The organism is Paenibacillus sp. FSL K6-1230, assembly GCF_038002385.1.
GTDB lineage: Bacteria > Bacillota > Bacilli > Paenibacillales > Paenibacillaceae > Paenibacillus > Paenibacillus massiliensis.
This window is the reverse complement of the sequence record NZ_JBBOCK010000001.1, coordinates 3,073,540-3,092,234: the sequence shown is the minus strand read 5'-3', so window position 1 is coordinate 3,092,234 and position 18,695 is coordinate 3,073,540. Positions and strand designations below refer to the sequence as shown.

Sequence of the window (18,695 nt, the reverse complement as noted above, 5' to 3'; positions counted from 1 at the left end):
TGGGAGTATAATGATCTAGGAAATTCGGCAGTGTAACTTTCACGCTGGCATTTTCACACTCACTACACTGTCTAAAGGATGCGTGTCAAATTGAATAGACATAAGGCCAATTTGCTTGTTTTGCTCGTTACTCTTGGATGGGGATTTTCCTACCTGTTCATGAAATTAGGGTTGGAGTCCATCGAAGAATTTAACCTGCTTGCGCTTCGGTTCGGAATTGCCTTTATTGTAACAGCTGCTATTTTTTACAAGCGCCTGCGTGTTATCGACAAAACAACTATTGGTTACGGAGCGCTGCTCGGAGGTATTTTACTTGGGGTATGCGCTTTTATCCTGTTTGGTCTGAAGACCACCAGCACCTCAAATGCCGGCTTTCTAGTCGGGCTCACAGTTATTTTTGTTCCTTTGTTAAATGTAATCCTTTTCCGTAAAAGGATGGAGGAAAGTCATCTGATCGGTGCTCTGCTGGCTATCGCCGGGATCGGTATGCTGACCTTGAATAGCGAGCTAAGCATGCACCCGGGCGATATACTATGTATTGCAGGGGGAATTTGTAATGCGCTGTATATTCTGGTCACTGGTGCAGCGGTGAAAAAATGCGATTCAATTGCGGTGGGCGTGTTGTCCTTGGGCTTCACAGCCGTTTTTGCACTGATTCTCTCTTTCTTTTTCGAGTCCCCGGTCCTTCCTGTCACATTCCATGGCTGGTTGGCTATTTTGGCTCTCAGCCTGGTCTGCAGCGCTTTTTGCTTCATTGCCCAGTCGATATCTCTAAAGTATATCGCACCTGTGCAATTGGGATTAATGTATGCTTTGGAGCCTATATTCGCTGCTGTCGTTGCCTTTATTTTCGTGGGAGAACGATTAACCTTACAGGGATATGTGGGAGCTATACTGGTAGTGAGCGGAATACTTATCTCTCAATGGATGGAGCAGCGGAAAAAGCAAGGTCATCGGTACGCATACGTCCTCTCTCCTTCGGGAAGGGACAAGCATCCTACGTGATGTGCCCTGACTTCGCGAGTTAGCGACAAGCAAGGTGAATTACACACAAATGCTTGGCTAGATCAACAATAAATTCCTGGTTAAATTGAAATCATGCATATGGATAAATGTGTCTAATTCATTATATATGCCCCGAGATTTTTTTCATATTGTATGGACTAATGTGTAAAAAGCCGCTAATCTCAACAGAGCGGCTTTTTTTATTCCTTTTGATTTTTTATTTCTTTTGTTCATATTAGTTCCTATAGTCCTTTTTGGTGCTGATGTGCAGCAATTTGAGCATGATTATCGAATCAATAGGTTCTTTGCTGTGCGGATACAGCATAATCATCCAACTCCTTCATCACGCCATGGAGCAGTGTGCTCTCAAGCTGAAGGTAAGTATGCAGTTTTTGTTCGATCCGGCTGAACAGCATTCTATCGTTTTTAAAATTAAATTTCAAAACCAGATTTCTTAGTGACTCGTGCTGCTGCACAATCAGGGTATAGCGTTCGATCACATCATCGTCTGGCTTCAGAATCGACAGCTCCATCAAATATCGCAAGCGTTGCAGCATTATTATTTTGTGCTCCCAGAACAAGTGAAAGGCTCTGCGATCGATTTGAACAAATGATGTTGAATGAAGCTTGTCCTTTACTTTCTCAATCGAATGTTCCACCGCCTTCATGCCGAACAGCGTCTTCTCCTTGAAGCTTAGATCCACTGTGATCGTTGAATTCAGGTAGCGGCGAATCGACTCAGCGATCTGATCAATCTGCAGCGAATAATCCCGTTCTTCACGAATACTGAGAAGATGCACATTCTTGAAAAATTCATTATCGCTAACTATACTGTAATACCCTTGCTCGATCTCTTCGATTGGACACTCCGTCTTTATATATTTGCCATCGGCCAAATTATCTGCCATCAGAAAGGTTCGTTTCTGTTCATCATAGCCATACACCAATATTTCGTGCCAATGACTTACTTGCTGATATTGCTTAGATACAGATATGTAGGAGCGGTCTACGTAGAAGTAAAGATAATAATTAGAATGAAGAGATTCTATGATAAAATCCGTCAGGCTCACCCATTTTCGATTCAGAATATCACGGGGGATGATATGATGATTAATCCATGGAATATTATCCAGCAAGGTATGATGGTTATCGAAAAAGTAGGAATCCCAGTCCTCCACATAGCGAATCTGAATGAAATTATTGTACAACCAGGGCAAGTAATGATCGTTGTTCGAGAGCATAGAAGTGACACTTCCATAGATATTGTATGTGTAAAATGTCGGCTCATAGAATGGCAGGATAATTGAAGCCATGCTCATACCTCCCGCGGTTTTTAAATTGACTTGCACTCCGTAAGATAAATACTTCTACAATAATTACCAACTCCCTCCATGTTAGCCTGTTTTTTTGGATGAAAGATTCAAGATATGCGACAATTTCCCTGAGTCTATTGGTTTGTTTATATCCGCGTGCAACATTGGAACCACCGTAGGGGCCGCGCTTGGCGGCTTATTTATATCAGGCCTGGGTGTGAAACATGTTGTATGGGTGGGCATTCTTTCTGTGATATTAGGTCTGGTAACGATCTTGCTCAGACAATCCACTCACAGCTCGGCCACACACAAGGCTAAGCAATATTCAGCCTAAAATTAATCCGCCTCATTGGACGTTGCGTTGAAATGAGGCGGACTATCTACACAGCTACACACTTACAGCACTGAAAAAATACGTACCGTTAATCCCCCTGAATATCCCTCAAGGACTGCTGTCAAATCAGAATAATTTAGAAATGCGAGTGCCTTGCAGTCTGTATTCACCTTCGGCTTCCATTCCTCATTTATCCGTTGGTTCACAATATGTAATCGGCACTTCTCACCCGCATAGTCCGTGCCCTCCAGTATATATTCAGCTCGAAGCTTGACAACTCCATTCCCAAAGTACTCCTGTACATCCTCAGCTCCGGGTAAAATGTGACCTGTAAAGTATGGACCTTCACAGCTGCCTGTGAAGAATATTGCGATCTGTCTATAAGTACCTTCTTCCCTCCGAAGCTCCCTGGCTGTAATCTGTATGTCGATCGTTAACACTTCTTTTTTGCTAAGTAAAAATTGTTGGATGGATACGATTGCGCTAGAGGTCTGCTTTTCCGTAAATTGATGTCCAGCATCTTTTATCAGCTGCAGGTGACACTGCCCTGGTTCATAGCATTCCTTGGCCTTAATGGAGTAATTGTAATGTACGATTTCATCCGCTGTGCCATGAAGCAGCAGCACGGGTCCATGATAGGGCCTAATTTCGTCGAACGGGTCCATATCTACCACGGCATTATGGAACTTCTTACTGATTAGCATCTGCCCACAATCAATAAGCTCTGGGACATCATGGACATTATATGAGGAGTTGGCGAGGGTGCCGCTGCGTGCATGATCCGGAATACAGAGTGCGGGATAGATGAGGATTAACGACTCTACTTCGTCCGGGCATTGTGCAGCTACGAGAGCCGAGACGAATCCACCCTGGCTGAAGCCCATGAGAGTCAATCGCTTGGCATCTACATAAGGCAGCTTTACAATATCATGCATAACAGCTTTGAGATCCTCGCATTCGGTCAGGATTGTCATGTCCGTCGTTTCTCCATCACTTCTCCCCTCCCCATTGGCAGAGCCCCCACAGAAGTCAAAGCAAAACGCGGCATAGCCCCATGATGCAAGTGCCCTGCAATAGTCCACTAGATTCATGTAATTTCCACCGAATCCATGACTGACGATGACGGCCGGGAGATGATCTCCCTGTGGCAAGTATTCTCTTCCACGAATGGTTAACCCATCTCGTATGCAACAAAAATCACGCTCACTAATCGCATTATTCATTCGCTCCATCCCTCCTTCTTTGATAATAATACGCTTACATCAAAACATATATATGTTTATTTCTGTTTTCTAAATATAGACAATTATCTACAGTAAATATCATAAATAATGGTTTAGTTACATAATTTGTGTTGACAATACAATATTTGAAGGATACAATCATTATGTAAAAATAAGGATAATTAAAAAAAGGATGGTGAATTTTTATGAAAGGGTTTACAAAATGGATGGTTGCTGCTGCGCTTCTGATCTTAACGTTCTCTTCTATCACGCCTACTTATGGTGCAGCCAACTTTCCGAACACGGGCACGACGGGGCTCACTGGATTCGCGGGGAATGCCAAAAATGAAAATGGTGTCTCCAAATCTGCAGTCACAGGCGGCAAAAACGGTCAAATCATCTACATCAATAATCTGAATGATCTGCGAACGCACATTGCGGACACGACTCCTAAAATTCTGGTCATCGAACGCAACATCTCGTCGTCCTCATTGCAGAAAGTTAATTTTGGCGCAAATAAGACAATTGTCGGCTCATATGATAACCATACGCTTACGAATATTCATTTCCGCTCCACCTCCAGCTCCAGCAATGTTATCTTTCAGAACCTGAAATTCGAGCATTCTGCCAGCATCAACGCGAACGATGATATCCAGATGTACATCACCTCTGGCTCGAACTACTGGATTGATCATGTGACATTCTCGGGCCACAATTACAGCTCTGGCGGCGGAGATCTGGACAAGCTCCTGTATATTGGCGATAGAGCAGACTATATTACCGTCAGCAATTCCAAATTTGCTAACCACAAATACGGAATTATTATGGGACACCCCAATGATGGCAACAGCAGCTACGATGGTGTGCCTCATGTGACCATAGCTAACAATTATTTTGAGAATCTGTACGTTCGTGGTCCTGGTCTCTTCAGATATGGGTACTACCATATCAAAAACAACTATGCCAACAACTTTAATCAATCGATTACGATTGGTGAGAAAGCTCGAATTTACTCGGAGAACAACTATTTCGGAGCTGGTGCGGAAAAAGGCGGTATACTCGATGACAAGGGTAAAGGTGAATTCACCGATACAGGCAGCACACCTGCTCTAACTGCTCCAAAGTCCCCAAAAACCAACTGGAAACCTAGTAGTAACTATAGCTATGAAGTGCGTGATGCGAGCTATGCGCGTGAGTTCGTGACCAAATACGCTGGCTCATCCAATACAACGCTTGTCTTTGGTAAATAATGATGCACTAAGTGATTGTGGTCCTGTGTGAGACAGAGATGAGTGTCTAACTCTCTGTTAATGTGTAGATCTGTCTCACACAGTAGGACTAGATCGAAATAATATTAAACTACGTAAAATGACCGCGAAACCGATCCTCGTCTCATCCTCTTATTCGCTATTTGCTGCATTTCGTTCGGCAGAAAAATGAAATGCGCAACAATATGAATTGCCCTACCGAACTACACATGGACGTAGCCCTTAGAGTTAGCAAAAGAAACCCGAAGTCTCATAAAAGACTTGGATTTCTCGTCAATCTGAGTAGCCTTTAGGACTACTTTTTATTTTCCGATATTAAACCAACCTGGCATTGCTTGAATTACATTCCAAAGTTTTTCTGGAATATTAAGCTGTTCGAGTTTTGAAACGTTCAACTCAGAATCTACTTCGGCTTCATGACCATTTGCGACCTTTTCAACCCAGGAAGGATCCATAATTAACGCATGCCCAATGGCGATTAGCGGCAATCCTAATTTCGCAGCTTGAAGAGCATCATCCGGTGTTAGTATGGAACCAGCAGCCATCACAGGTATCTTGCCGTTTGCTCTTTCAAGAATTAATTCAAGCCGTGTTTTTTCATCTTGACTATCTACTGGCTTTGAAGACACATTATCTAATGAAGCATGTATATAATCCAAATTCTGTTCAACAAGGATATCAATTAATTCATATGTGTCTTTCATACGTAATCCGTCCACTTTGGAGGATTCTTCAGGGGAAAATCGGTATCCTACAATGAATGGTTTTGTAGCATGCTTTTCAATGACATTTTTGATTTCTTCAATAATTGCCAATGGAAAACGCAAGCGATTTTCAAGTGATCCTCCCCATTGGTCAGTCCGTTGATTTGTCGATGGCGACCAGAAATTTTGAATTAAAAATCCATGAGCTCCATGAATTTCGACGCCATCAAATCCGGCTTCAATCGCTCTTCTCGTTGTGTCCCCAAAAGCACGTACAATCGACAAAATCTCCTCATGTGATAGTTCTCTTGTTTCTGGAGTTGAACCTAAATTAGTAATTTCGGGTTGCAATGCACTCGCACTAACTGCATCCAATTCGGGCAAAGCTTTATTGCCAGCATGAAAAATCTGAAGGATCGCAGGAGAGCCTCCGCTTTTCGCTGCCTCCGCTAATCTTCGTAAACTTGGAGTAAATTCATCATTGTACCCGGCGAATTCATTCGTAAAGCCCTGTCCATTCGGTGTAACATGAGTACACCCTGTAATGACGAGTCCTACTCCATTCACTCTTTGTTTGTAATACTTAACTTCGTCATCCGAAATGGTAAGATCGTCATTACTCGACCAGGTTGTCATAGGTGCCATAACAATTCTATTCTTCATTGCTATTCCACTTCTGAATGAGAAGGATTCAAATAACTTACTGTATTTTTGGTTCATTTCTTTAACCTCGCTATCATATTTTCTTTTCTATCTCAGTGTATTTGGTTGCCGTTACGGCAAGTCAAGGATTTATTTTTATATGATTACATATAGAATTGTTGTGCTTCCATTCACTTTATGATATATATTTAGTTACAGTTACTGTAACTAAAGGTGGGACAAGTAGATGTTTTATTCAATGACATATGTAGTGGAGAATTTAAATGTATCTGCAAAGACACTTAGATTTTATGAAGAGCAGGGGATATTACCCAATATATCTCGTGACGAAAAGGGCCGTAGAGTTTATAACGAACAACAAATAGACTGGATTTCTTTTATTCGTTGTCTCAAAGAAACAGGAATGCCTCTTTCAAAAATCAAGGATTACAAGGAACTTTATGAATTGGGAAATAGCACCTATTTGCAAAGAGAAGAAATGTTGATGCAGCATAAATTGGAGCTTCAGAAGAAAATTGACGAAAGTCAAAGACACTTGGAAGAAATAAACTATAAACTAGCTATGTATGAACTTCAAAAAGAAGAGGTTATGAAAAATTCTAACTATAACTTTAAGTGCCACGGCCTGGAGATTAAGACGGCTAATTAATGTAATGTACTTGCGCTAACTCCTTTGGAAGACAGCTCGGCATGGAGATTGGTTCTAATCGAAATTTTTTTTTAGTATGCCATTGCAGGCTTGATAGCTGTCTTAATGATGTTGTGGATGGCTGGGGGATTGCACATCCACAACATCAAGCTTTATTTGGCTGGCGAAATGCTTTGCGGGTTGTTGAATACATTTTGCGGATCGTACTTCGCTTTAACTTTTCTCAGTCTGGCATAGTTCTTTCCGTAATAGACCGGTCCGGAGCATGTAATGCCTTGGTCTGGTACGTTGATATACGAGCCTACTATATAAGGCTCCAGTTTCTTTCTCGTGCTTCGGGTCAAAGCGATATTTCTGGCTGCATGGGATGGCTTTACCCATGAGCTGTTCCATTCAACATAGTAATCGGCCTTTCTCCAGTAGAATGCCGTGGCTTGTGGTGCAACCCGACTGACAGCCCCACCCCAATTCAAGAAGTAGAAGCCGGCTGGTGTACCTCCCTCCGCCTTTTCGAGGAATTCGCGCATGGCTTTGAAGGCTTTTTCAGGGAATGGACGTCTACCAAAGCCACTGGAGAACTGATTGCTGACCCTTTGCGTGAGCACAGGGTCCGGAGCCAGCATGAACTTCGTGACTTGCGTGTATGGAAGGTACTCAATAGTTTTCTGAGTTGGTGTCCCTACCCCAAGAATGGGTGCCAACTGCCGAAGAGCCTCCCTTTTTGATCCGAGATACAGCCCCAGCATGCTGACGTTTCCACCTTTTTTGGGACCAACGCTTAGTTCACTCCCTAGCTTGGTACTGGCATTCGGTGCCCATACCTGCCATTTCTTCACGACCTTCTCGAATTGTGCCCATGGCCAGGTAATGCGGAATACAGTCGCCTTAGCTGGAGCGCGTCGCACCTTGAACTTATATTTGGTATATACACCGAAGTTACCGCCTCCGCCGCCTCGTGTGGCCCACAGAAGATCCGAATTTTGTTTTTTGTTCGCACGAATAACCCGTCCTTTGGCATCAACCATTTCAAGCTCCAGCAGGTTATCGCTGATCAGGCCGATGGTTCTTTGCAACGGGCCAATGCCTCCGCCAGGCGTAATTCCGCCGATGCCGACAGTTGGGCTATCACCAAATGGGGCCATGAACCCTTGCTTTGCAAGCGCATCTACGATTCTTCCTACCCGATTACCCGTCTCCACAACAACCGTTCCGCTTTTTTTGTTTAGCTTTATTTTCTTCATTTCGCTAACGTCAATGACGATCCCACCATTAACCTGTGACAGGTTAGTCTCTAATGCGTGTCTCCCGCTTCTTGGACGAATCGGAACCTTGTTATGACGTGCCCAGCTTATGGCGTTCGCTACATCCTTTGTCTGCTGAGCGAACACAAATACTTTGGGGAATCTGTCTGTATGTGGGTCCCAGTTCTTACGCGCCCTTTCGTATCCAGGGTCCCCCTTGAAAATAACTCGCCCCGTTAGCTTCTTTTGTGAACTCACCGATCTACTCAACTCCTTAGATTAAGTAACCATCCATGTTTGTTCGTGACAATCTGGGCTGACTCCATATAGCCTATGTAATAGGCTCGCGATGTGTATAGGCTAGTGCTGAGATGTCTTAGGCGTAATTAATGAGTAGACAACATCCCAAAAAGGCCTATGCACGCAAATTACGTACATAGACCTACTTCTCCGCAGTGTAGAACGGGTTGGCTTCGTTTCAATTTAGTACTTATATCTCTACGGCTACTGTCGTTCGTACTTGTGGAGTCTTACATATCCCTCTGTACGGTTGAGAGAGAGACCAGCACAGGCCCGGCAAAATCGGAGGCCTCCTCTTCCTTCGGATTATGAAGGCGGAACAGGAAGGCATCCCCTGCCTCTGATGTCCATACCATGTAATCACTTATCCCCTTCTCACCAGAAGCTTGCAGATACAGCTCTGCGTAGCCAAGTGGGTGCTCCACCAGCTCGCCACTATAATCGGATACCTTACCAGCCTGGCTTAGCTCATCCTTTCCTGCAGCTTCAAGCTGAGCAACATTATAATCTGCAGGCAGCAGTTCAATGTCTACATAATAATCCGGATTACTACTCAAGGATAAGCGGCCCGCAGCTGGATCAAATGTGAATTTCTCGAAGACATACAAGGAGAACCCGTCCCCCTCTTGCAGTACCGCCTCCAGAGCTTGATTTCCTTCCGTTGTCATCAGTTCAAAGCTTTGGGTAGCTGGACGAGTTGCAGCTTCCTGAACCTCCTGCTTGGACGAAGGAGGTCCAGTTCCTTCAGTATTCGGTGCTCCAGATCCTGAGGTGTCGGTAGTGTTGGTAGTATCTGTAGTATCTTCAGTGTCGATAGGAACCGCACTTCCCGTACAGGCCGTTAGCATGAAGATGATGACGAACATCAGCATGAGAATTCCCAAGGAATGCTTGTTATTCAATCTGATCGCTCCTTTCGTATCTTCTCCTGTGACTATGGATATAACACAGCACACTACATTAACGGTTCAGTGCGCTTTAATGTTTCAATGATATGTTATTACCCATTATGGAGAAGCTAGCCTCAGGCAGAGCGTAACTGGGCCTTCTGGTTCTTCCCGTTAATAGCCCTACAGATCAGTAATCTTCTTGCCTAGACAATGTTGATCACAAGCTGCGCAGAATGCATGCCTTCGCAATAGGCTGATAAGACAGCGCGTCCTCGCTGGCCAGTCAGCCGAATGACTGCACTGACACAACCGTGATACATATGCATCCAATGGCTGTCGTAGGATTCGCTTGAGCTGAGATCTCCGTTATCCACAGCGACAATTTCTGCCGGCCCGTTAACCTTGAATACAACTTTTGCACTCTCTCGGAAGACAGGTATGTCAGCTCCATCTTTAGCTCGAACGGTGAATAGCTTCAAATAACCAGCGCCTGCATCCAGAAAAACTTCCTCCTTGTCAAAACGGAGCTTAGCCGCAATAGCAGCTGTCTGTAAGGTGTACGTACTAACCTCTTGTCCATCTATTAAGCCTCGCACCGTAACTTTGCCTGGTAGATAGGGAAGATAGCCTGTGATCATTCGATTGGGATAGGAAGAAGGTGAATTTACGTAAAATACTCTGTCATTCAGCTCAATCGTTACCTTTTCACAATTGGTTGCAATCATGTAAGGGATTACCGATTTATTGAACTGTGGAAAATCCCAGTGACTCGCATATCTTGGCGCATCCCAATGCTCCTTGACTCCTTCGTCCTGCAGTGAATAATCCATAACAGCCATATATACGATAGGCTGATCTGACCAATAGCTTTGATATAGATAGGACATGGGCTTGCGTTCATTATTTGTCCAGAACAAGGACCCCGCCCACCCCTTGGCTGGGTATCCCATGGATTCACCTAAATAATCAATCCCCGTCCACAGCATGCCCCCGATGACATAATCATTTTCCTCCACATCAAGCCATGGCACCTTTTCGCTATAATTCTGGAGGTGATCTGGATGTCCCCTGAAGAATTGATACGTCTCTGTCCCCAGGATCAATTTGTCTGGAATGGCCTTATGAATCTCAGGATACCATTGCTCCTGATAGTTGCAGCTAATGACATCTACAATCTCTGCAATCCTGCGGATGCGCTCCACCCGATCTTGCAGGTCATAAATTTCGGTATCGTCCACTTCATCCACAAATTGCTGAATATCTGTCACCTGTGACACGTCCACATGGCTTTCATATTTGAAATGCGGGTTCATAGCATACGATATCGGTCTCGTGTTATCCATAGTTAGCAGATACTCCTTCAGCATGCTCATAATCTTCAGCATCGACTCCTGCCCCTGGTTCTCAACCTCGTTGCCGACGCCCCACATGAAGATACAGGGATGATTGCGATCCCTTCTTACCATGCATTCCACATCACGCTGCCACTCCGTCTCAAAATATCTTCCGTACGCTCCACCAGTCCATTTGTCAAAGGGCTCCTCGTAGACTAGAAGTCCCAGCTCGTCACACAGATCCAGAATTTCAGCCGCTGGAATATGATGCGCCGTACGGATGGCATTGCACCCGATTTCTTTGAACTGGACGAGTCTATCCCTCCAGATCTCCGGGGTGACAGCTGTTCCGAGACAGCCTGCATCCTGATGAATGCAGAGTCCCTTCACCTTAGTCATGGTTCCATTAATATACATCCCTTTTCCGGGGATCATCTCAATTGTCCTGATGCCCACGTTCAGTGCATAGCTGTCAATGACCTCTCCGCCCTCCACCAACGACAGCTCCAGTCGATATAAATGAGGCTTTTCTGGGCTCCACAGCTTCACATTTGGAATCTCCAGTTGAATGTGTCCGGTATCGGCTTCAGCAGTCACGCTCAGATCGTCATCGAAAAGGCATGCTTTCACCAAGGAGGAAGTCCCTGTCTTGATGGTCACGATTCCTGTTACACCATCAATTCCCGTAGTTACATGAATTTCTCCTGGCTGTAGGTGGTTAGAATTCAGTTCCATCAGCGTAACCGTTCTGTATATACCTGCTCCCGAATACCACCTGTCGGCCGGTAATGAGGTGTTATCCACCTTTACCAGAATCAGGTTGTCCCCCTCATGAATCAAATCCGTAATATCCAGCACAAATCTTGAGTATCCGTATTTTTGAGTGCCGGCTTCCTGGCCGTTCACCCATATCGTACTATTCTCATACACACCATCGAACTGTAGCTTGTACACATGGTCCTTCTTCATTTGATCCAATACAAGCTTTCTTCGATACCAGCCAATTCCCCATCTGTCCCTGAACCCCTGCTCCTTGGCTTGACTCATCGTTCTTGAGATCGGGGCTGTAATAGCCCAGTCATGAGGAAGCGTGACAGGTTCGAACTTATTGTCCTCGGGTTGCTGCAATGTGAACTCCCAATTCTGCATCAGCTTCGTTTCCAATCGGCTCATCTTCTTCACCATCCTTTTGATTGTAGTCGCATATTAAGCTTTGTTATATTTATATTGTAGGATCCAATCCAGACCCGTACAATCTGAGAATATTAAAAATAACTTTAAAATAACTTTAAAATATTAAGGTGATTCTATGTATAAGAGGCTTCTGCCAGTGATTACAGATGCGGACAAAGAGCTCCCCTACTATCTAGTGGATGCGGCATGCAATTGGCCTCAAGAGCATGTCATTCGTCCGAAGGGTTACCTGCACCAATGGATTCAATGTGTGGAGGGTGAAGGGGAGTTGATCGTTGCCGGGAAAGCCTATCGAGTTAAAGAGGGGTCTGCCATGCTGCTGCTGAAGGGGCTTCCTCACGAGTATTATGCAATTAGTCCAACCTGGACTGTGAACTGGGTCGTATTCGAGGGCCAGCAGGTGGAGCCTTTTTTGAGGAAAACGGCAGGGATGAACACCTCAGGTGTACTGCACATCTCCAGACCAGACATTTTCTGGGCGAAGATACAAAGTATTATGGAGGTTGAACAATCGGATCATGCTTTAAGAGGTCTCCAGTGGTCCAGCCTTGTCTATTCCCTGCTCACGGATATTGTTCAATACACTTCTGCCCATTCGCATAACAGCATTTCCCATCCGAATCTCAGACTGAAGCCGCTGCTCACATTTATTGATGAGAACTTTAGCAATCCACTAACTCTGGATGAAATGGCCGAGATCACGGGGATTACCCCGCAGCATTTGTGTACGGTCTTTAAGAAGACTATGAACATTAGAATCTTTCAATATATTCAATCGGTTCGAATCAAGAAGAGCAAGGAGCTACTCCTGCATCAGCCCCTCTTGTCCATTAAAGAAATTGCTTTTATGTCCGGCTTTGAGGATGCTAACTATTTCTGCACGGTCTTCAAGAAGCACGAACAATTAACCCCCAAGCAATTCCGCAGGCTTCATCATTGAAGGGGGCATAGTTCATCCGCGCAGCGCTCTTTCCACCGCCATTATTTCTCGACTACAATAGGAAGCTCGGCTCCGTTCCTCAAGAACAATGGAATATGCTCTAATGGCGCTTCTACCTTGATGGTACAGCCCCCTTCCAGCGTGTCACCGCTATAGGCATTCTTCCACGAGACTCCTGCAGGCAGATAGACTTGGCGGCTTCGCTGACCCTCTCGGACTACAGGAGCAACCAGTAAATCCGGGCCGAACATATACTGATCCTCCACCTCCCATGCCGCCGGATCGTTATCAAAATCATAGAACAGCGGGCGCATGGGTGGAGTGCCCTTTTCATGGGCTTCCCGCATCAATCCAGCAATATAAGGCTTCAGGCGCTCACGCAAATACATGAATTCCCGAAAAATCTCATATGCCTCATCCCCATAGCTCCATACTTCATTATCCGAGCCACTACCACAGATACCGCCCCCTGCTGTACCAGTGGGTGGAATAAATGGCTGTCGGTCACCATGAAGACGAAAGACAGGACACAACGCACCATACTGAAACCAGCGAATCATACATTCCCGGAATGATGGGTTCCCTGGATCTCCACCATGAAAACCACCGATGTCTGTCGTCCACCAAGGAATCCCCGCAATTGCCATGTTCAAGCCCGCCTTCACTTGGATCTCCAACACCTTGAAGCTGGAGTGTATGTCTCCTGACCAGACAAGTGCACCGTAGCGTTGACTTCCCGCCCAGGCACAGCGCACCAGATTGACAATATTCGCTTGTCCTTCTGCTTCCATTCCTTCGTAGAACGTTTGGCTATACTTTACTGGATAAATGTTGCCGATCTGCTTACTGGAGCCCATATGATAGCGGTAAATATCATGATCATAGACGCTTAGCTCCGGCTCCGCCTCGTCCAGCCAAAACACCCGAATGCCTTTGTCGTAATAATTCTTCTTAATCAGCCCCCATAAGAACCTACGTGCTTCGGGATTTGTGGCATCAAAAATAGCATTTTGACCGAGAAATTGAAATTGGGTACGCACGCCGCGATCGGAGCGTAGCAGGTAACCCTTTTCCAGCATCTCCCGATAGTTCTCACTCTCCGTCTGGACCGTAGGCCATACTGAGATCATCAGCTCGATGCCCATCTCCCCCAGCTCCTTGACCATCCCTTCAGGGTCAGGCCAATAGATTGGATCGAACCTCCAATCCCCTTGATTGGTCCAGTGAAAGAAGTCGATAACAATTACATCAATTGGCAATTGTCTAAGCTTATATTCTCTTGCTACTGTAAGTAGCTCCTCCTGAGTACGGTAGCGAAGCTTGCACTGCCAGAAGCCAAGACCATAGTCCGGCATCATCGGTACCTTGCCTGTGGCGGTAGCATAACTTTCTTCAATCTCTGCAGGAGAATCACCCGCTGTGATCCAGTAATCGAGCTGCTTGGTGGAGGGGGCGCTCCACTCCGTGACGTTCAGACTAAAATGGACTTGTCCAATGGCTGGGTTGTGCCACAGAAAACCGTAGCCAGCGCTTGATAGCACAAAGGGCACGCTGATCTGACTGTTGCGGTGAGTCAATTCCAGTGAGCAGCCCTTCAAATTAAGAAAGGAATGCTGATATTGTCCCATGCCGAACAGCTTCTCGGATGGATCGGACTCCAATCGTAGCTTGACGGAATAATCACTGCTACCCGGGTAAGGCTTGAGCTCTCGGCCACCGTATTTCAATTGATAGGTGTCTTCCGTTTCATGAAGTAGCAGCTTTCCATCCTGGTTATAAAAGGAGATTTGTCCTTGCTTGCTAATCTCAGCTTTGATTTTGCCGTTCACTATCGTTGCTCTGTCCTCTTCAATTATCACCTGCGCGTGGGTTGAAGTAGCTGGCAGCAGCGCCCACTCATCATTCTGAATGTCGTTGTAGGAGGCACGAACACGAACAGCATTCTCCCCCCATGCCTCGATCCATACCCGCTCATGATCATATTCTCGTATCAGTCTTCCATTTTCCGAGCGAAACATAGCAGTAGACCTCCATCTCAGCATATAATTGGATTACAGCCCCATTATAGCGGACAAAGCCAGAACAGAATCTACGAAAACTACGTATTATTCATACGATATTACGTTTGTAATGGAGATGAGCATGTTCATGGATATGCAAGACGAGAATCTATATTCCTGGAGACAAGAGCACACGGAAATACCGGAATTCACCTTTCCGGTTAATGTGTTTCATATTCATTTTCCCGACCGTTATCTGATACCGCCTCATTGGCATGATCATTTGGAATGGATTTATATTACGAAGGGGAGCTTTCAGGTACAGATTGGTTCCGACTCTAGACAATTGCATGCAGGAGAAGCTGCCTGGGTCAACCGTAGACAAATGCATTCCGCTCATCCGATGGAACACGGAAGTGAACTATATGCCATTGTGTATAATGAGGTTCTGCTGAAAGGGGTACAAGATTATACGGAGGTGCAATATATCCAACCGCTGCTAGGTGGAGAGGTCTCACTGCCATTGTTCTATGATAGGGACTTGCCCATGTCCGACATGGTTCGTGAATCACTTGAGCGTCTGATTATGCTACATCATGAACAGAGTCCAGGCTACGAATTGCGGTTCAAAGGTGAGCTACTGAGTCTACTCGGCTTGGCATTTCAACAGACCAAGCAACGAAAGCGCAACCAGCACATCCGCTTGGATACCGGAATCCATCCGTTACTCGCGCATCTAAGCAGTCATTTCCACGAACCCATTACAATAGAGCAAGCTGCTCGGATGTGCTGTGTTACGCCCAATTACTTCTGTTCGCTGTTCAAAAAGACAACGGGTACAACGCTAATTAAGTATATTCACATGCTGCGAGTCTACGAAGCCTGCCGACTCCTCCAGCTTCAGCGCTACTCCGTGCAGGATGTGGCCAGCCAGGTCGGATTCTCCAACCTGACTTATTTTGGAAGAGTATTCAAGAGCTTCACTGGAATGTCACCGAGACAGTACATGACTCATTCTCTCTTCTAGCAAAGACATAGTGCCTACAACGGTTCATCGGAGCTCAGGCGCTGCTACTCCCATTGTAATCGCATTCAAGGTGCGGAGGCATCGTCGAAGGACTCATAGTCGAACCAATCAAAATGAGCTGGTGTAATAGATCGTGCTCCATTACCAGTTGCATACATTGCTATGAAGACTCCTGTGAAGCCACCTGCTACTTCCGTGGCAAGTAGTCCGGATTCACCTTTTCCGAACCAGAACGGTTCCTTGTCTTCGCTCTCGGAAAATCCAAATTGATAGTGTGTTTTATCTGCTTGGATGACTAGAAGGATGTGATCAGATGACCAAGGAATCTCACTCTCGACCTTCCACAGGGTATCCAATCGTCTACGAAAGATCAGTTTGCTGTCGCCAGCCAATCGAACTAAAGCCATGTCATAATGAAAACGTTCGTTCATATACACGGTAATGCCTGCTTCTTCACCGTCCTGCTGTGGCTTAAAGGATAAGTGCGTCGAGGCTCGGCAATGAAAATCCTGCTGTCTTCTACCGACGAATGCTGGTGAGTCCGCCTCATTCAATGTAACTGGAGAACCATACAAGGTAAGGCAGCCTCCCTTCGCGCTGAGTGACCAATTCTCGGGCTGCGGCGAACGGAGGAATGTCCAGCTAGCAGCAAGGCTCTCGTTATTGAAGTCATCCCTCACGGGAGCAGTAATTGGTGCTACCAGCGTGAGATCCTCAGCGGACATGGTGTCATCTATCGTTCCGTTGTTACCGATTATTGGCCAACCATCATCCGTCCAACGGACAGGTGCGAGGAAGGTCTCACGACCAAGATGGTGGCGCGGAGGATAACCATTCGGCCTTATTCCCAGAAATACGGTCCACCAGCTACCCTCGGGAGTCTGAACCAGATCGGCATGACCTGTGGCGTGAATGGGCTTGAGAAGGCTCCGATGCGATAGAATCGGGTTGTAGGGACAGCTTTCAAACGGACCATCTGGCCTCTTGCTTCTAGCGATCGTTACCATATGACCGTACTCTGTTCCGCCTTCTGAGATCATCAAATAGTACCAATGTCCAATGCGATAGAGATGTGGGGCCTCAGGATATTGACCGCCCGTACCCTTCCATATTCGTGTTATGTCTGATAGCCGTTCTCCTGTTCTTATGTCGATTCGGCTTTGGTATGCGCCCTGACCCATAGCATCATGAGAGGTAGTAAAGTAAACCTGTCCATCCTCGTCAAAAAACAGATCCGGATCAATGCCTGGCTGGTCTACGAGAATAGGGTCTGACCACTTCCCAAAAGGGTTCTCAGTGTGTACATAGAAGTTACCACAGTCCGACACATTGGTGGTTGTCATGTAGAACGTCCCATTATGGTAACGAATGGTTGGCGCATAGATGCCGCCTGAACTGCCGGCGTTACTAAGATTCAATTGTTCCGTTCGCGTTAGTACATGACCAATCTGCTGCCAGTTCACCAGATCAGTGCTATGAAATAACGGGACGCCTGGGAAGTACTCAAACGAACTGGTCACGAGATAGTAGTCATGGCCAACTCTGCAAATGCTGGGATCAGGATGAAAACCACGGATGACGGGATTATGATAATTCATAGACAAGCTCTCCTTCACACATTGTTATGATATCAATCCCATTATAGATAGTCAGTTGTCCTTCAGCCTTGATTGTAGAGTCAGAAAATAGCAGGATAAGGACAGCCTTTCATCACCAACTTCATTGTGAAAGGATATTCCCATGAGAAATATTCATCTGAATTGGTTCACAGCAGACGAGGATTTTAACTTCTATATCCAGTACGGGGAGCATGAGGAGGACATGTTTGTTCACCAGCATGTTGATTTTTCCGAGCTTGTTATCGTTTTACATGGCCATGCCACGCACATCGTCAATACCGAAGAAATGTTCATCAAGAAGGGCGACAGTTTTGTGATTAACGGAGCTACCTCTCACGGATACAAAAATCCATATGAATTTCGAATCTGTAACATCATGTATAAGCCTGATCTACTGGAGCTGGCAGGTCCTGAATTAAGAACCATAAGGGGGTATCAGGCCCTTTTCGTTATAGAGCCGTATTATCGCAATATTGACCATTCCTTGAGTAAAATGAGCTTGCCAATCTCAAGCTTTGATTACATATCCTCGACTCTTGATTTTATGATTGAGGAATACGACCAGCAGCTGGATGGCTATAAATCCATTTTGCGTTCACGGTTCATGGAGCTGGCTATCCAATTGTCAAGGCTATATGAGGATCAGGAGCAACAAGGAACCCGTGGCCGTCTCCTACATTTGGCAAAGGCAATCTCATATATGGAGGATCATTATACGATGCCTTTATCCCGTGAGGAAATTGCGGCCCAATCGAATGTATCCGTGAGACACTTAAATCGACTTTTTCAGTCGTACTACCACACAACACCCTTCGCCTATCTCCAGCAGCTGCGCTTGGAGCATGCACGTAGATTACTGGAGACCACTTCTCTTCCGATCTCAGACATAGCCTTTAAGAGCGGGTTTAATGATAGCAATTATTTTACTCGCCAGTTCACAAGTGTACTTGGCCAATCACCAAGAGCTTATCGAAAAAAAAGCTGATTGCTG

14 protein-coding genes are annotated in these 18,695 nt (G+C 45.5%); 6 read left to right on the top strand and 8 right to left on the bottom strand.

Annotated features, from left to right (window positions below; genetic code table 11):
* The first annotated feature begins 90 nt into the window (after window positions 1-90).
* Entirely contained in the window at window positions 91-1,005 is a 915-nt protein-coding gene (locus MKX74_RS13385; protein WP_025677943.1) for a DMT family transporter, read from the top strand.
* Window positions 1,006-1,298: 293 nt separating this feature from the next.
* Here MKX74_RS13385 and MKX74_RS13380 read toward each other — a convergent pair whose 3' ends face one another.
* Window positions 1,299-2,318, bottom strand: a complete 1,020-nt coding sequence (locus tag MKX74_RS13380; RefSeq protein ID WP_025677945.1) for a hypothetical protein — start codon at window positions 2,316-2,318, stop codon at window positions 1,299-1,301.
* 396 nt (window positions 2,319-2,714) lie between these two features.
* Window positions 2,715-3,875 (bottom strand): alpha/beta fold hydrolase, encoded by a 1,161-nt coding sequence (locus MKX74_RS13375; protein WP_341178725.1) that lies wholly within the window; start codon window positions 3,873-3,875, stop codon window positions 2,715-2,717.
* Window positions 3,876-4,081: 206 nt separating this feature from the next.
* Between MKX74_RS13375 and MKX74_RS13370 the strand changes: the two genes are divergently transcribed.
* Window positions 4,082-5,125, top strand: coding sequence for a pectate lyase family protein (locus MKX74_RS13370; RefSeq protein ID WP_025677949.1), 1,044 nt, complete (start codon window positions 4,082-4,084; stop codon window positions 5,123-5,125).
* 320 nt (window positions 5,126-5,445) lie between these two features.
* Here MKX74_RS13370 and MKX74_RS13365 read toward each other — a convergent pair whose 3' ends face one another.
* Complete coding sequence (locus tag MKX74_RS13365; protein WP_341178724.1) at window positions 5,446-6,567, bottom strand: NADH-dependent flavin oxidoreductase; 1,122 nt, start codon at window positions 6,565-6,567, stop codon at window positions 5,446-5,448.
* 169 nt (window positions 6,568-6,736) lie between these two features.
* Here MKX74_RS13365 and MKX74_RS13360 point away from each other — a divergent pair, with 169 nt between their 5' ends.
* Entirely contained in the window at window positions 6,737-7,159 is a 423-nt protein-coding gene (locus MKX74_RS13360) for a MerR family transcriptional regulator (protein WP_025677953.1), read from the top strand.
* 152 nt (window positions 7,160-7,311) lie between these two features.
* On the opposite strand, the gene MKX74_RS13355 is transcribed toward MKX74_RS13360, so the two are convergent.
* The 3 genes from MKX74_RS13355 to MKX74_RS13345 all read right to left on the bottom strand — a co-directional run bounded on the left by MKX74_RS13355 (window position 7,312) and on the right by MKX74_RS13345 (window position 12,097).
* Entirely contained in the window at window positions 7,312-8,658 is a 1,347-nt protein-coding gene (locus MKX74_RS13355) for an FAD-binding oxidoreductase (protein WP_341178723.1), read from the bottom strand.
* 272 nt (window positions 8,659-8,930) lie between these two features.
* Window positions 8,931-9,602 carry a hypothetical protein gene (locus MKX74_RS13350; RefSeq protein WP_341178722.1) on the bottom strand — a complete coding sequence of 224 codons (672 nt, stop codon included), beginning with the start codon at window positions 9,600-9,602 and terminating at the stop codon, window positions 8,931-8,933.
* Between the two features lie 191 nt (window positions 9,603-9,793).
* Window positions 9,794-12,097, bottom strand: a complete 2,304-nt coding sequence (locus tag MKX74_RS13345; RefSeq protein WP_341178721.1) for a sugar-binding domain-containing protein — start codon at window positions 12,095-12,097, stop codon at window positions 9,794-9,796.
* A gap of 136 nt (window positions 12,098-12,233) precedes the next feature.
* On the opposite strand from MKX74_RS13345, the gene MKX74_RS13340 reads away from it, so the two are divergent.
* The gene (locus tag MKX74_RS13340) at window positions 12,234-13,058 is read left to right on the top strand and encodes an AraC family transcriptional regulator (protein ID WP_341178720.1); all 825 of its coding nucleotides are present in this window, start codon (window positions 12,234-12,236) and stop codon (window positions 13,056-13,058) included.
* Between the two features lie 41 nt (window positions 13,059-13,099).
* Here MKX74_RS13340 and MKX74_RS13335 read toward each other — a convergent pair whose 3' ends face one another.
* Window positions 13,100-15,076, bottom strand: a complete 1,977-nt coding sequence (locus tag MKX74_RS13335; RefSeq protein WP_341178719.1) for a glycoside hydrolase family 31 protein — start codon at window positions 15,074-15,076, stop codon at window positions 13,100-13,102.
* Window positions 15,077-15,206: 130 nt separating this feature from the next.
* On the opposite strand from MKX74_RS13335, the gene MKX74_RS13330 reads away from it, so the two are divergent.
* On the top strand, window positions 15,207-16,085 hold the full coding sequence (locus tag MKX74_RS13330; RefSeq protein ID WP_341178718.1) for a helix-turn-helix transcriptional regulator: 879 nt from the start codon (window positions 15,207-15,209) through the stop codon (window positions 16,083-16,085).
* A gap of 65 nt (window positions 16,086-16,150) precedes the next feature.
* Here MKX74_RS13330 and MKX74_RS13325 read toward each other — a convergent pair whose 3' ends face one another.
* On the bottom strand, window positions 16,151-17,683 hold the full coding sequence (locus MKX74_RS13325; protein ID WP_341178717.1) for a glycoside hydrolase family 43 protein: 1,533 nt from the start codon (window positions 17,681-17,683) through the stop codon (window positions 16,151-16,153).
* A 142-nt stretch (window positions 17,684-17,825) separates the two neighbouring features.
* Between MKX74_RS13325 and MKX74_RS13320 the strand changes: the two genes are divergently transcribed.
* The gene (locus MKX74_RS13320; RefSeq protein ID WP_341178716.1) at window positions 17,826-18,689 is read left to right on the top strand and encodes a helix-turn-helix domain-containing protein; all 864 of its coding nucleotides are present in this window, start codon (window positions 17,826-17,828) and stop codon (window positions 18,687-18,689) included.
* Window positions 18,690-18,695: the final 6 nt, after the last annotated feature.